11 protein-coding genes are annotated in these 13,243 nt (G+C 58.4%); 7 read left to right on the top strand and 4 right to left on the bottom strand.

Going from position 1 to position 13,243, the window contains the following annotated elements; translation table 11 throughout:
* Positions 1-79 precede the first annotated feature (79 nt).
* Positions 80-1,144 (top strand): heat-inducible transcriptional repressor HrcA, encoded by a 1,065-nt coding sequence (hrcA, locus tag ABD815_RS03315; protein WP_344843421.1) that lies wholly within the window; start codon positions 80-82, stop codon positions 1,142-1,144.
* A gap of 61 nt (positions 1,145-1,205) precedes the next feature.
* Complete coding sequence (locus ABD815_RS03310) at positions 1,206-1,715, top strand: nucleotide exchange factor GrpE (protein ID WP_425549843.1); 510 nt, start codon at positions 1,206-1,208, stop codon at positions 1,713-1,715.
* 3 nt (positions 1,716-1,718) lie between these two features.
* Here ABD815_RS03310 and mutS read toward each other — a convergent pair whose 3' ends face one another.
* Positions 1,719-4,343, bottom strand: a complete 2,625-nt coding sequence (mutS, locus tag ABD815_RS03305; RefSeq protein ID WP_344844247.1) for a DNA mismatch repair protein MutS — start codon at positions 4,341-4,343, stop codon at positions 1,719-1,721.
* Between the two features lie 168 nt (positions 4,344-4,511).
* On the opposite strand from mutS, the gene ABD815_RS03300 reads away from it, so the two are divergent.
* Positions 4,512-6,776 carry an NADP-dependent malic enzyme gene (locus tag ABD815_RS03300; protein WP_344843416.1) on the top strand — a complete coding sequence of 755 codons (2,265 nt, stop codon included), beginning with the start codon at positions 4,512-4,514 and terminating at the stop codon, positions 6,774-6,776.
* A 12-nt stretch (positions 6,777-6,788) separates the two neighbouring features.
* A complete protein-coding gene (locus ABD815_RS03295; RefSeq protein ID WP_344843413.1) occupies positions 6,789-7,664 on the top strand; it encodes a ribokinase in 876 nt (291 codons plus the stop codon).
* Between the two features lie 43 nt (positions 7,665-7,707).
* On the opposite strand, the gene ABD815_RS03290 is transcribed toward ABD815_RS03295, so the two are convergent.
* Positions 7,708-8,931, bottom strand: coding sequence for an argininosuccinate synthase (locus tag ABD815_RS03290; RefSeq protein WP_344843410.1), 1,224 nt, complete (start codon positions 8,929-8,931; stop codon positions 7,708-7,710).
* A 131-nt stretch (positions 8,932-9,062) separates the two neighbouring features.
* On the opposite strand from ABD815_RS03290, the gene ABD815_RS03285 reads away from it, so the two are divergent.
* A complete protein-coding gene (locus ABD815_RS03285) occupies positions 9,063-9,806 on the top strand; it encodes a hypothetical protein (protein WP_344843407.1) in 744 nt (247 codons plus the stop codon).
* Positions 9,806-11,056, top strand: a complete 1,251-nt coding sequence (ilvA, locus tag ABD815_RS03280) for a threonine ammonia-lyase IlvA (protein ID WP_344843403.1) — start codon at positions 9,806-9,808, stop codon at positions 11,054-11,056. Before ABD815_RS03285 ends, ilvA begins: the two co-directional genes overlap by 1 nt.
* Here the strand turns inward: ilvA and ABD815_RS03275 are convergent, their stop codons facing one another.
* Entirely contained in the window at positions 11,057-11,383 is a 327-nt protein-coding gene (locus ABD815_RS03275) for an Hpt domain-containing protein (RefSeq protein ID WP_344843399.1), read from the bottom strand.
* A gap of 111 nt (positions 11,384-11,494) precedes the next feature.
* Between ABD815_RS03275 and ABD815_RS03270 the strand changes: the two genes are divergently transcribed.
* Positions 11,495-12,811, top strand: coding sequence for a PP2C family protein-serine/threonine phosphatase (locus ABD815_RS03270; RefSeq protein ID WP_344843397.1), 1,317 nt, complete (start codon positions 11,495-11,497; stop codon positions 12,809-12,811).
* On the opposite strand, the gene ABD815_RS03265 is transcribed toward ABD815_RS03270, so the two are convergent.
* Positions 12,748-13,227, bottom strand: a complete 480-nt coding sequence (locus tag ABD815_RS03265) for an NUDIX domain-containing protein (RefSeq protein WP_344843394.1) — start codon at positions 13,225-13,227, stop codon at positions 12,748-12,750. The genes ABD815_RS03270 and ABD815_RS03265 overlap by 64 nt on opposite strands.
* Between the last annotated feature and the right edge of the window lie 16 nt (positions 13,228-13,243).

The following is a 13,243-nucleotide window of genomic DNA, read 5'->3' as shown; positions in this document are numbered from 1 at the left end:
GACGGTGGGGGTGCAAGTCCGATTGACCCTCCCGCCCCTTGCCGATTTAGTGCGTTAGGCATTGAACAGCTCGAATGACATGACAGAAAAAACCAATCTGATCTCCGAAATGAACAATAGATCGCGCGAAGTGTTTCGCCGCGTTGTTGAGGGCTATCTCGAGAGTGGTGATCCGGTGGGGTCGCGCACGTTGACGCGGTCGATGAGCGAGCAGGTGTCTGCCGCGACGATCCGCAATGTGATGCAGGATCTCGAGTATCTCGGCCTGTTGGATAGCCCGCATATTTCGGCGGGGCGCATTCCTACGCAACTCGGGCTGCGGCTATTTGTTGATGGATTGCTGGAGGTTGGGACGGTTACCGACGAGGTGCGCAATACGATTGACGGCTCGCTCGGCAAGGAATCCGGCGATGTAACGTCGATGCTGGATCGTGTGGGATCGACCCTGTCGGGGCTGACGCATGGGGCCAGTCTGGTTCTCGCGCCCAAGCAGGAAGCGCCGGTCAAACACGTGGAATTTGTGAGTCTCGCGCCCGATCGGGCCTTGGTCATTTTGGTGTTTGAAGACGGGCATGTGGAGAATCGAATCTTTACCCCGCCGCCGGGACAGACCGCGTCGTCTCTGCGGGAGGCCACGAATTTCCTCAATTCCCTCGCCGCGGGTCGCACTTTGGCGGATTTGCGCAGCGTTGTGGAGGTCGAGATCAAAAAGAACCGGCGTGACCTCGATTCGCTCGCCGCGGAATTGATCCGCAGTGGGGATGCGTTCTGGGAGAGCGAAGGGTCGCGTTACGAGCGGTTGATCGTGCGGGGGCGCGCCAATTTGCTCGAAGGATCAACGGAAACCGAGGAGCTGGAGCGCATCAGATCGCTCTTTGATGACCTCGAAAGAAAGCGGGATATTGCCGAGTACCTCGAGTTGACCGAGGAAGGTGACGGTGTGCGTGTTTTTATCGGCTCTGAGAACAAACTTTTTTCGCTTTCGGGTTCCTCTTTGGTGGTTTCTCCATATATGAACGCTGACCGAAAGATCATAGGTGCAGTGGGTGTGATCGGGCCCACGCGGCTCAATTATGGGCGCATCGTTCCGATTGTTGATTACACGGCCCAGCTTGTTGGACGGGTGTTGTCCAGTAAGTCGTGAGAGGGAAGAAATGGCTGATACCGAAAAGAACCTGACCGAAGACACCGGTGCTGAAACCGAAATGGATTTCGATGCGGAAGAATTCGTCGGTGGCGATGATGTTGTCGATGAACTCGAAGAGTTGCGCGCCGAGCGGGATGAATTCCGCGATCGTTTCATGCGTGCCGTTGCCGATGCCGAAAACTCGCGCAAACGTGCCGAACGTGATCGTCGCGAAGCCGAGAACTACGGTGGGTCGAAGTTGGCGCGGGACATGTTGCCGGTTTTCGACAACCTGAAGCGGGCGATTGATGCGATCACCGACGAGCAGCGTGAAGCGCAGGCGGCGTTGATCGAAGGCATCGAGTTGACCATGCGCGAGCTGGCGTCTGTATTCGGTAGACATGGCATCGAAATCATCGCCCCCGAAATCGGCGACCGTTTTGATCCGCAGGAGCATGAGGCGATGTTCGAAGCGCCGGTTCCAAACACCAAAGCGGGCGACATCATTCAGGTGATGAATGTCGGGTTCATGATCCACGACCGGCTTTTGCGTCCTGCGCAGGTCGGCGTTAGTTCGACCCCCGGTTAAACATTATTCGGCTAGAAGCGCCTTCAGATCGTAGAGGATTTGGAGCGCATCACGCGGAGACAGCTCGTCGGGGATAACCTCGGCGAGCTTTTTTTCGACCACGCTTTCTTTTGGCGCTGCTTTTGGCGCGGGTGGCGGGGTCGTGGCGAAAAGCGGGAGGTCGTCGATGACGGCTTTGGGGTTTGCGGCGCTCTCCATCTGGCCTTTTTCGAGCGCGGCAAGAACAGTCGTGGCGCGAGAGATCACCAGATCGGGCAGACCGGCGAGGCGCGCGACCTGCACACCGTATGATCTGTCGGCTTTGCCTTTGACGACTTCATGCAGGAAAATGACGTCGCCTTCCCATTCCTTCACGCGCACGGTCGCGTTTTCGACGCCGGTGAGTTTGTCGGAGAGCGCGGTCATTTCGTGGTAATGCGTCGCAAATAGCGCGCGGCACCGATTGATGTCGTGCAGATGTTCGAGCGTCGCCCAGGCGATCGACAGGCCGTCATAGGTCGCGGTGCCGCGTCCGATTTCGTCGAGAATGACGAGCGCGCGGTCGTCGGCCTGATTGAGGATCGCGGCGGTTTCTACCATTTCGACCATGAAAGTTGAGCGTCCGCGCGCGAGATCGTCGGAGGCACCGACGCGGGAATAGAGCTGGGACACGACACCGATATGGGCGGATTTCGCGGGAACGTAGGATCCGCATTGGGCAATTAGCGCCATGAGCGCATTTTGGCGCAGGAATGTGGATTTACCCGACATGTTCGGACCGGTCAGGAGCCAAATAGAGGCTGCATCTTTACCGGCCGATAGTGTGCAGTCGTTCGCAACGAAGCTTTCGCCGCCCTGCCTGCGCAAGGCGCGTTCGACAACCGGATGACGGCCGCCCGTAATGTCGAAGTTTCGACCCGAATCCACCTCAGGACGGCTCCAATCCTCTGAATTTGCGAGATCGGCGAGGGCGGTTGTGACATCGATCTCCGCGAGCGCCTGCGCGGCGTCGCGCACCTGTGCGGCGGCCTCCAGAACGGCGGTGGTCAGGGTTTCGAAGATGCGTTTTTCAATTTCGAGAGCGCGGCCGCCCGCGTTGTGGATTTTGGTCTCCATTTCGCTCAGATCAACGGTGGTAAAGCGAACCTGGTTCGCGGTGGTCTGGCGGTGGATGAAGACTTCGCACAGCGGCGGCGACAGCATTTTCTGGGCATGGGTCGACGTGGTTTCGATGAAGTAGCCCAGCACGTTGTTGTGTTTGATTTTCAGCGAGGTGATGCCGGTTTGATTGGCATAGTCCACCTGAAGGCCGGCGATCACGCCGCGGCCTTCGTCGCGCAGGGTGCGGGCTTCGTCGAGATCGTCGTCATATCCGGGCGCGACGAAACCGCCGTCGCGGGTGAGAAGGGGCGGTTCTGCGACCAGCGCGGCGTCGAGCAGGTCGACCAGAGTTTCGTGTCCGCCGAGGCCGGTGACCTGTTGGGACAACAGGGGCGGCAGGTTCAGGCCCTGCAATTCGCCGTTGATCGCCATGGCCTGAGTCAGTCCGTTGCGAATGGCGGAGAGATCACGCGGGCCGCCGCGATCCAAGCCGAGGCGGGACAGGCTACGCTCCATATCCGGAACCGCGCGCAGGGCATCGCGCAGTGAGTTGGCGAGGCCGGTGTTGGCCAAGGCAAAATCGATGCAATCGAGGCGCGCGTTGATGAGGGCGACGTCGCAGGAGGGGGACGAGAGGCGGCGATCCAGTAGGCGACCACCCGCGGCCGTGACCGTTCGATCCATGACCGAGAGGAGCGAGCCGTCGCGATGGCCGGAGAGCGATTGCGAGATTTCGAGGTTTCGGCGGGTCGCGGCATCAATGCGCACAGAGTTTGAAATCGCTTCGCGCACGGGGCGGCGCACCAGAGGGAGGCGTCCTTTTTGGGTGATATCGAGGTAATCGACGATGGCGCCCATGGCGGAGACTTCGGGTAGATCGAAGGTGCCAAAGGCATCAAGGGTCGCCACGCCGAAGAGGTCGCATAGCTTTTTCTCGTTAGCCGTGCTGTCGAAGGAAGAGCGCGACAAAGGGGTCATGCGCGGTTCGAAATCAGACACTAATCCAGCCAATTCAGGCAATATTGTCTCGGAGACGACAATTTCGGACGGGTCCAGTGCGGCGAGTTCGATACCCAATTGAACGGGCGTGCAGGGCATGACGTGGAAGTCGCCTGTCGAGACATCCACCCAGGCAATCGCGCCTTTGTCGCGAACTTCGGCGTAGGCTGCGAGGTAGTTGTGGCGGCGCGCGTCGAGCAGGCTGTCTTCGGTCAATGTGCCGGGTGTGACGAGGCGGACGACATCGCGTTTGACCACGGATTTGGAGCCGCGCTTTTTGGCCTCGGCGGGGCTTTCGAGTTGTTCACAGACGGCGACGCGGAACCCTTTGGCGATCAGCATGTGCAGGTAGTTTTCCGCCGCGTGGACCGGCACGCCGCACATCGGGATATCGTCGCCTGCGTGTTTTCCACGTTTGGTCAGCGCAATATCGAGCGCCGCCGACGCCGCAATCGCGTCGTCAAAGAACAGCTCGTAAAAATCCCCCATCCGATAAAACAGGAGCGCATCGCGATGGCGCATCTTGATGTCGAGATATTGCGCCATCATTGGCGTGGCGGCTGGTTTTTCCGCAGTCACGATGTCCCCCGGGGCATGGTCGAAGCTGTGCCAATTTAGCGGTCAGGCGTGCAGGGTAAAGGGCCGCAAGTAATCTTTGTTGAGAGTGAAGGGTCATGTGGATAAGAAAGAGAACCGGCAAGGAGGAGGCCCACTCAAATGCCCAAGGCAAAACTGTCTCGTGAAGAGGCGCTCAGATTCCATCTCGAACCCCGTCCAGGTAAATTTGACATCACGCCGAGTGTGGCGATGTCGACGCAGCGCGATCTGTCGTTGGCCTATTCGCCCGGTGTTGCGGTGCCCTGCGAAGAAATCGCGCGACTGCCGGAAACGGCCTATGACTACACCAACAAGGGCAACCTCGTTGCGGTGATTTCCAATGGCACAGCTGTGTTGGGGTTGGGCAATCTGGGGGCTTTGGCGTCCAAGCCGGTGATGGAGGGGAAGGCGGTTTTGTTCAAACGCTTTGCCGATGTGAACTCCATCGACATCGAATTGGACACAGAGGATCCCGAAGAGATCATTCAGGCGGTGCGTCTGATGGGGCCGACCTTTGGCGGGATCAATCTCGAAGATATCAAAGCGCCCGAGTGTTTTATCATCGAGCAGCGGCTCAAAGAGACCATGGATATTCCGGTTTTCCATGACGACCAGCACGGCACGGCGGTGATTTGCGCGGCCGGTCTGATCAATGCGCTGCATATTTCGGGCAAGAAGCTGTCGGAGTGCAAAATCGTTCTCAACGGTGCGGGGGCGGCGGGGATTGCCTGTCTCGAACTGATCAAATCGATGGGTGCAAAGCACGACAATTGCATCATGTGCGACACCAAGGGCGTGATTTATCAGGGTCGCACCGAGGGCATGAACCAATGGAAATCGGCGCATGCGGCAAAGACCGATCACCGCACACTCGAAGAGGCCATGAAGGGCGCGGATGTGTTCCTCGGCGTGTCGGTCAAGGGTGCTGTGACGCAGGATATGGTTGCCTCGATGGCGCCGAATGCGGTGATTTTCGCGATGGCGAACCCCGATCCGGAGATCACGCCGGAAGACGCGCATGCGGTGCGTGACGATGTGATCGTGGCCACGGGACGTTCCGATTATCCCAATCAGGTCAATAACGTCCTCGGATTTCCCTATCTCTTCCGCGGGGCGCTCGACATTCATGCGCGTGCGATCAACGACGATATGAAAATCGCCTGTGCCCGTGCGCTTGCCGAGCTGGCGCGGGCCGATGTGCCTGATGAGGTTGCCTTGGCCTATGGGCGCAAGCTGTCGTTCGGGCGGGATTATATTATTCCGACGCCGTTTGATCCGCGCCTGATTTACATGATCCCGCCAGCGGTCGCGAAGGCGGGGATGGACACCGGTGTGGCGCGTCGCCCGATCGTCGATATGGATGGCTACATTCATGATCTAAAGGCGCGGATGGATCCGACGGCGCAGATTTTGCAGGGCCTTTATGCCCGCGCACGTCAGGCGCAGGCGACGATGGTTTTCGCCGAAGGGGACGATTCCCGCGTGTTGCGTGCGGCCGTGGCCTATCAACGTGGTGGATACGGGCGTGCTTTGGTGGTCGGTCGTCAAGACGATGTCGAGGCAAAGCTGAAGTCCGAGGGGTTGTTGGAAGCGGCGAGCGAATTGGAAATCGTGAACGCGGCGAATACCGAGCATCTCGATGACTACAAAAACTTTCTCTACGAGCGCCTTCAGCGTGACGGGTTCGACCAGAAAGATATTCACCGTCTCGCCGCGCGCGATCGCCACGTGTTTTCTGCGCTGATGTTGGCGCATGGGCATGCGGACGGTTTGGTGACGGGTGTGACGCGCAAGTCCGCGCATGTGCTCGACCGGATCAATTCCGTGTTTGATGCGCATGCGGAAGATGGCGCGGTGGGCGTGACGGCGGTTCTGCACAAAGGCCGGATCATTTTCATCACCGATACCTTGGTGCACGAATGGCCCGACCAGAACGATTTGGCGGACATTGCAGAGGCTGCGGTGCGTGTCGCGCGGGGTATGGGGATCGAGCCGCGTGTGGCTTTCGCGTCCTTCTCTACCTTTGGCTATCCGGTTTCCGAGCGGGCCAGCAAAATGCATCTCGCGCCGAAGGTTCTCGACGAGCGGGGGGTGGATTTCGAGTATGAGGGCGAGATGACGGTTGATGTCGCCCTTAATCCGGAAGCCATGAAGGCCTATCCCTTTTGTCGTTTGACGGGTCCGGCAAATATCCTCGTTGTGCCTGCGCGCCATTCGGCGTCGATTTCGACGAAGTTGTTGCAGGAGTTGGCGGGGGCGACCCTGATCGGGCCGATCCTGACCGGCGTCGACAAGCCGGTGCAGATTTGTTCGACGGTCTCGACGGTGAACGATATCCTGAACATGGCGATCATGGCCGCGTGCCGGATCGGGCAGTCGGAATAAGGGAGGTCGCAGGTGGCGGTCTATAATCTGGGTTCAGTGAACATCGATCACTTCTATGCGGTGCCGCATTTGCCGCAGCCCGGTGAGACGTTGCAGGCCAGATCGCATAGCATCGGTTTGGGCGGAAAGGGCACGAACCAATCCGTCGCCGCGGCCAAGGCGGGCGCGCATGTCAGCCACATCGGGGCCATTGGGTCCGGTGACACCTGGGTGCGTGAACGGATCGAAGGATATGGTGTCGATTGCCGGTTTTTGGCCGGATTAGACACGGATACCGGCCATGCGATCATCTATGTCGACGATCATGGCGAAAACGTCATCGTGCTCGATCCGGGGGCGAATTGGCAGTTGGATGCGGGCGCTGTGGAGCAGGCTCTGGCGCAGGCAACGCCCAGTGACACGTTGATGATCCAGAACGAGACAACGTTGCAGGCGCAGGCGGCAGAGCAGGCGAGCAAGGCGGGGATACGCGTGATCTATTCGGCGGCCCCGTTTTCGGTAGATGCGGTTCGCGCGGTTTTGCCGAGTGTCACGATGTTGGTGATGAATGAGGTTGAGGCGGAACAGCTTTGTTCCGCGCTGGGCGTCACGGTGGAAACCATTCCTGTTCCCGAGGTCATCGTAACCTTGGGGTCGAAGGGCGCGAAGTGGCGGTCAAACGAGACCGGTGAAAGCCATGTTGTGGCGGCTCCGCGTGTAGATGCCGTGGATACGACGGCGGCAGGGGATACCTATATCGGGTATGTTGCGGCGGGGCTCGATCTCGGCAAATCGGTTTCGGAGGCGATGGAGTGGGCGGCGAAGGCGGCGGCCCTCAAAGTTACGCGCCACGGGACGGCGGATGCTATTCCGTCCGCCGATGAGGTTGCGCGTTTCGATCCGGCATGAAAAAGGGCACCCGAAGGCGCCCTAAATTCATAACAATCAGCGATTATTTGAACCGACGGTTACGTGCGGCGAGCAGTTTCAGGCGCAGTGCGTTCAGCTGAATGAAGCCTGCCGCGTCTTTTTGGTCGTATGCGCCAGCGTCGTCTTCGAAGGTCACATGGGCCTCGGAATAGAGCGAGTGATCCGACCAGCGACCGACGGTGAACGCAGCGCCTTTGTACAGGCGCACGCGGACCGTGCCGGTAACGTGTTCCTGCGATTTGTCGATCAATGCCTGAAGCATTTCGCGTTCCGGCGAGAACCAGAAGCCGTTGTAGATCAGTTCCGCATAGCGCGGCATGATCGAATCCTTGAGGTGGCCTGCGCCGCTGTCGAGGGTGATCTGTTCGATGCCGCGGTGCGCTTCCAGCAGGATCGTGCCGCCGGGCGTTTCGTAGATGCCGCGGGATTTCATGCCGACAAAACGGTTTTCGACAAAGTCGAGACGGCCGATGCCGTGTTTGCGGCCGTATTCGTTCAGGGCGGTGAGGATTGTGGCGGGGCTCATGGCTTCGCCGTTGATCGCGACCGCATCGCCTTTTTCAAAGGTCACTTCGATGAATTCGGGCGCATCGGGCGCATCCTCGGGTGCGACCGAACGCTGGAAAACGTAGTCCGGCGCCATATCTGCGGGGTCTTCGAGGACTTTGCCCTCGGAAGAGGTGTGCAGCAGGTTGGCGTCGACGGAGAACGGGGCTTCGCCACGTTTGTCTTTGGCCACGGGGATCTGGTGTTGTTCTGCGAATTCGAGCAGTTTTGTGCGCGACGACAGGTCCCATTCACGCCATGGGGCGATCACTTTGATTTCCGGGTTCAGCGCATAGGCGGACAATTCGAAGCGCACCTGATCGTTGCCTTTGCCGGTCGCGCCATGGGCCACAGCGTCGGCGCCGGTTTCCTGCGCGATTTCGACCAGACGTTTGGAGATCAGCGGGCGGGCAATCGACGTGCCGAGGAGATAGAGGCCTTCGTACAGCGCATTGGCGCGGAACATCGGGAAAACGAAGTCGCGCACGAATTCTTCGCGCAGGTCTTCGATGTAGATGTTTTCCGACGGGATGCCGAGAAGTTCGGCCTTGGCACGGGCGGGTTCGAGTTCTTCACCCTGGCCGAGGTCTGCGGTGAAGGTAACAACCTCGCAGCCGTATTCCGTTTGAAGCCATTTAAGGATGATCGAGGTATCGAGGCCGCCTGAGTAGGCAAGCACGACTTTCTTTGGCGCGGTCATGGAATTCCCTTTCGGATGTCGCACGGGCGATTATCGGGTTTTCGCCGGAAGGGCAAGGTTTCCTCACGCCAAGGCTTTAGTTCGCCGCACAAAAACTTTAGACGAGTGGGATCAAAACCGGGAAGATTTGCATGACAGGATTCGAGCTTTTTCGCTATTCCGTGCGACGCGTGGCCAATAACTTTAACGAAGCCCTTGCGGTTTCGGGGCTCATTTGGATCGGGATGATCGCGATCCAGATCATTAGCGCGGAAGTTGTCGCGAACAATTTGATCGGCGAAGGGGCCGCCGCGCAGGTGCCGTTGTCGATTGCCTTGATCGTTTTGTTGGTCTCTCTTTCGGTCGCTTTGGCGTCCTGTTGGATCGCGGTTGCATGGCATCGTTTTGTTCTGAGCGGAGAACGTCCGACATCGGTGCTTCCACAATGGCAGGGCGGGCCGATTTGGGCCTATGCGATCAACACCATCAAGATCGGGATTCTCGTCATTCTGTTCGGGGCCTTGGCGTCGGGGGTGATGTCCATGTTGTTGGGGAGCGCAATTCAGAGTGTGGGGGTGATTGTGATCGCCGCGCTCGTCGGACTGCCTGCCATTTACGGATTTTACCGCGTGTCGCCAATTTTGCCGGCCGCGGCGCTGGGCGAAAATCTCGGGTTGGGGGCGGCGTGGGCAATGACCTCCAAAATCAGCGGCGCGATTTTTCAGGCGGCGATATTGGGCCTGATGGGTATCCTGTTGTTGCAGGTGCCCGCGGTTGTTTTGGGTGATGGCATTATCGGTCTTCTTTACGAACTGGCGGCGGGGTGGGTGATCCTGATGGTTGGTGTCAGCCTGCTGTCATCCATCTACGAAGCGGTCAGCGCGGGAGACATGTGATGGATAACGCCGGATTTGCGCAGCGTGCGGAAGCTGCCGAAACGCGCATTCGGGAGTTGTTCGAGACGACACCCTGCGCGCGCAATGACCACCTCTCGCACCGGTTTGGTGCCGATATCTGGCTTAAACGCGAAGACCTGACGCCTGTGCGGTCCTACAAATTGCGTGGTGCGTGGAATGCGATGAACAAAGTGCGCGCGCAGGATCCTGACCAGAACCTGTTTGTGTGCGCTTCTGCGGGTAATCACGCGCAGGGTGTGGCCTATGCGTGTCGCCAACTCGGGGTGCGGGGCGTGATCTTTATGCCCGTAACAACGCCACAGCAGAAAATCCAGAAAACCCGGATATTCGGCGGGGATTGGATCGATATCCAGTTGGTTGGGGACTATTTCGACGACACGCTCGCGGCGGCTCAGGCACATTGCGCGCAGGCGGGGGGGCATTTTCTCGCGCCATTTGACGACGTGGATGTGATCGAAGGGCAGGCCACCGTAGCGGTCGAGGCGTTGCGCCAAATGGGTGCGCCCGACATCGTCATCGTACCGATCGGCGGCGGTGGATTGTCTGCGGGCATGGTTTCCTACTTTCGTGAAAGATCACCCGATGCAGAGTTTATTTTGGTTGAGCCAAGAGGCGGGCGTAGTTTTTGGGCCGCGTTGGCGAATGGCGGGCCGGTGACGCTTGAGCAGGTTGACAGTTTTGTGGATGGGGCGGCGGTTGCGCGGATCGGTGCGCTACCGTTTTCGATGTTGTCCGACACGCCGCGCGACAACGTTTTTGCGGTGTCCGAGGATCGCGTTTGCGCGACGATATTGGAACTCTTGAACGTCGAAGGGATCGTTTTGGAGCCTGCCGGCGCGCTATCTGTTGATGTGCTTGAGGATTTGCGCGACCGGATTGCCGGCAAGCGCGTGCTTTGTGTCACCACGGGCGGCAATTTCGATTTCGAACGCCTGCCCGAGGTCAAAGAACGGGCGCAGAAATATCAGGGACTGAAAAAGTATTTCATTCTCAGGATGCCGCAGAGGCCGGGTGCGCTGCGCGAGTTTCTCGAAATGTTGGGGCCAAATGACGACATCGCGCGCTTTGAGTATTTGAAGAAGTCAGCGCGAAATTTCGGGTCGGTTCTGATCGGGATCGAAACGGAAGCGCCCGAAAACTTCAAAGTGCTGTTCGGGAAAATGGATGTGGCGGGCCTCACCTATCGCGACATCACCGAAGATAAGGCGTTGTCCGAATTCCTGATCTGATCAAGCGGCCCGTTCGACGTGTTCCAGAAAGGTTTGGCGCGACGCATCGTAGCAATCGATTATTTCATCCATATCGATTTCGTCGGCCTGCCCCGCCGCAAGCATGATTTCAGCGCCGCGGCAGAGGCTCGAAAAAGTTGCGAAGCCGAGATTTAGCGAACTACCTTTGAGAAAGTGCATCGTTTCGGCGAGCGTCATCGTGTTGGTTTTGTCCCGCATGGCAGCGATCACTTCATCCACCTCTTCGAGAAATAGCTCAACAACCTCCCCGAAATCCTCAGGGCCGACTTCACTCCGCAGTATGTCGATTCGGTCCCAGTCGATCATGGTGAACTCCTTTTGAGGGAATGATGCCTCCGGCGGGTTACTAAACCGCGAAGGTAAGAAATTTATTCAATAAAACTCTCACATTAAGCCTGCGTTAAAAGGCGCGCCGGCATGATCGAATGGATAGAGCTAGATCGAGAGACCCGAGTGGCAGTCGCGCATAATCACATCAAACAGCCCAGTCCCGTGCCGGAGAACGGCGTCGTCCATTCCGTGTTGGTTGTCGACGACTCCCGGGCGCAGCGTCGGATTCTGTCTTCGTACCTTAGCCGGTGGGGGTATTTGGTGCATGAGGCGGGGTCGGGCGACGAGGCGCTCAAAATCTGCGCGACGGAGAACATTGACCTTGTTGTTTCGGATTGGATGATGCCGGGCATGACGGGTTTGGAGTTTTGCGAAGCGTTTCGTAATCTCGACCGGACCCACTACGGGTACTTCATTTTGCTGACGTCCAAATCCGACAAGGCAGAAGTTGCGAGAGGCCTGGATGTCGGAGCGGATGATTTTCTCACCAAACCAGTAGCGGGCGATGAATTGCTCGCGCGGATTCGTGCGGGTGAGCGGATTTTGAGGGTCGAGCGCGAGTTGACCGAGAAAAACCGTTTGATCAGCACAACGCTTCAAGAGATTTCGGACCTGTACGATTCTGTCGATAGGGATTTGGTCGAGGCACGTAAACTCCAGCAGTCATTGGTGCGCGAAAGGTTTCGGGACTTCGGTACAGCGCAGCTGTCACTTATTTTGCACCCGTGTGGCCATGTTGGTGGCGATCTCGTCGGGTTTTTCCCGATTGGTGACGACAGTTTTGGGGTGTTTTCGCTCGATGTGTCCGGTCACGGTATTGCCTCTGCATTGATGACGGCGCGGTTGGCGGCCTATCTGACGGGGAGCACGCCGGAGCAAAATATCGCCATTGAACGGGGCGATGATGGGGTGCTGGTCGGGATGCGTCCGTCGCTCGTCGCCGAAAAACTCAACCGGCTCATGCTCGAAGAGATGGAGACGGACCTCTATTTCACCATGCTTCTGGGTCACTTTAACACGGCCTCGGGCGTTCTCGATTTTGTGCAATGCGGGCACCCCCATCCGCTGCTTCAGCGCGCGGACGGCGGCACGGATTTTCTTGGTGCCGGCGGAATGCCAATTGGGCTCTTTGCTGAGGCGCAGTTCGAGGACATTCGGGTCGATCTGGGCGCCGGCGACCGTGTGCTTTTCTATTCTGACGGCGTCACGGAATGTCCCGATCCGGAGGGAAAGATGCTCGGGGAAGACGGTTTGATCGATCAGTTCACAGCGATCTCGGGTCGGTCGGGCAAAGAGTTCCTCGATACGTTTTTGTGGACACTTGCCAGCTATAACAAGGATCAGGGCTTCGACGACGACGTCTCTGCAATCTTGTTGGAATTCGACGGCGAAAAGAGGGTTTGAAGCACGAAACGGTCGCCAGGGTTGGCGACATTTTGCATTGCGAAGGCGTGTGAGGTCCAGACTGCCGTATGGCCAGCTTCCGAAGGTAAAGACAATTTGCGGATCGGGCGCGCCAGAAAGATGTGGCAGAGTTTCTCCGCGTGCATGTCGTATTCAGGCATGAAGACGTAGCGCCGGAAGGCCCAAAGCCGGCGGATTGCTCCGATTCGCCATCCGGTTTCCTCGAAGACTTCCCGATGGAGCGCGGCAATCGGCGACTCGCCCGGGTCTATACCGCCGCCGGGGAGTTGGAATTCGTTATGGATGCCGCCCTGATGGGTTAGGAGGAGCTGCCCATTGGCGGGAAGGATCGCATATGCGCCCGGACGCGCGCGATAGGTGATGCCATTTTGGCGGGATTTTCCGAACCGTCTCATGCGCGCTCCTTGATTT

This window comes from Celeribacter arenosi (genome assembly GCF_039539485.1).
Classification (GTDB): domain Bacteria; phylum Pseudomonadota; class Alphaproteobacteria; order Rhodobacterales; family Rhodobacteraceae; genus Celeribacter; species Celeribacter arenosi.
The sequence above is the reverse complement of the archived record's forward strand: the minus strand, read 5'-3'. Positions and strand labels throughout refer to the sequence as shown.

Excerpts from the sequence above, each read along its gene's own strand:
- hrcA (WP_344843421.1), top strand. The coding sequence starts at position 80 with ATGACAGAAAAAACCAATCTGATCTCCGAAATGAACAATAGATCGCGC.
- ABD815_RS03310 (WP_425549843.1), top strand. The coding sequence starts at position 1,206 with ATGGATTTCGATGCGGAAGAATTCGTCGGTGGCGATGATGTTGTCGAT.
- mutS (WP_344844247.1), bottom strand. The coding sequence starts at position 4,343 with ATGATGGCGCAATATCTCGACATCAAGATGCGCCATCGCGATGCGCTC.
- ABD815_RS03300 (WP_344843416.1), top strand. The coding sequence starts at position 4,512 with ATGCCCAAGGCAAAACTGTCTCGTGAAGAGGCGCTCAGATTCCATCTC.
- ABD815_RS03290 (WP_344843410.1), bottom strand. The coding sequence starts at position 8,931 with ATGACCGCGCCAAAGAAAGTCGTGCTTGCCTACTCAGGCGGCCTCGAT.
- ABD815_RS03285 (WP_344843407.1), top strand. The coding sequence starts at position 9,063 with ATGACAGGATTCGAGCTTTTTCGCTATTCCGTGCGACGCGTGGCCAAT.
- ilvA (WP_344843403.1), top strand. The coding sequence starts at position 9,806 with ATGGATAACGCCGGATTTGCGCAGCGTGCGGAAGCTGCCGAAACGCGC.
- ABD815_RS03275 (WP_344843399.1), bottom strand. The coding sequence starts at position 11,383 with ATGATCGACTGGGACCGAATCGACATACTGCGGAGTGAAGTCGGCCCT.
- ABD815_RS03270 (WP_344843397.1), top strand. The coding sequence starts at position 11,495 with ATGATCGAATGGATAGAGCTAGATCGAGAGACCCGAGTGGCAGTCGCG.
- ABD815_RS03265 (WP_344843394.1), bottom strand. The coding sequence starts at position 13,227 with ATGAGACGGTTCGGAAAATCCCGCCAAAATGGCATCACCTATCGCGCG.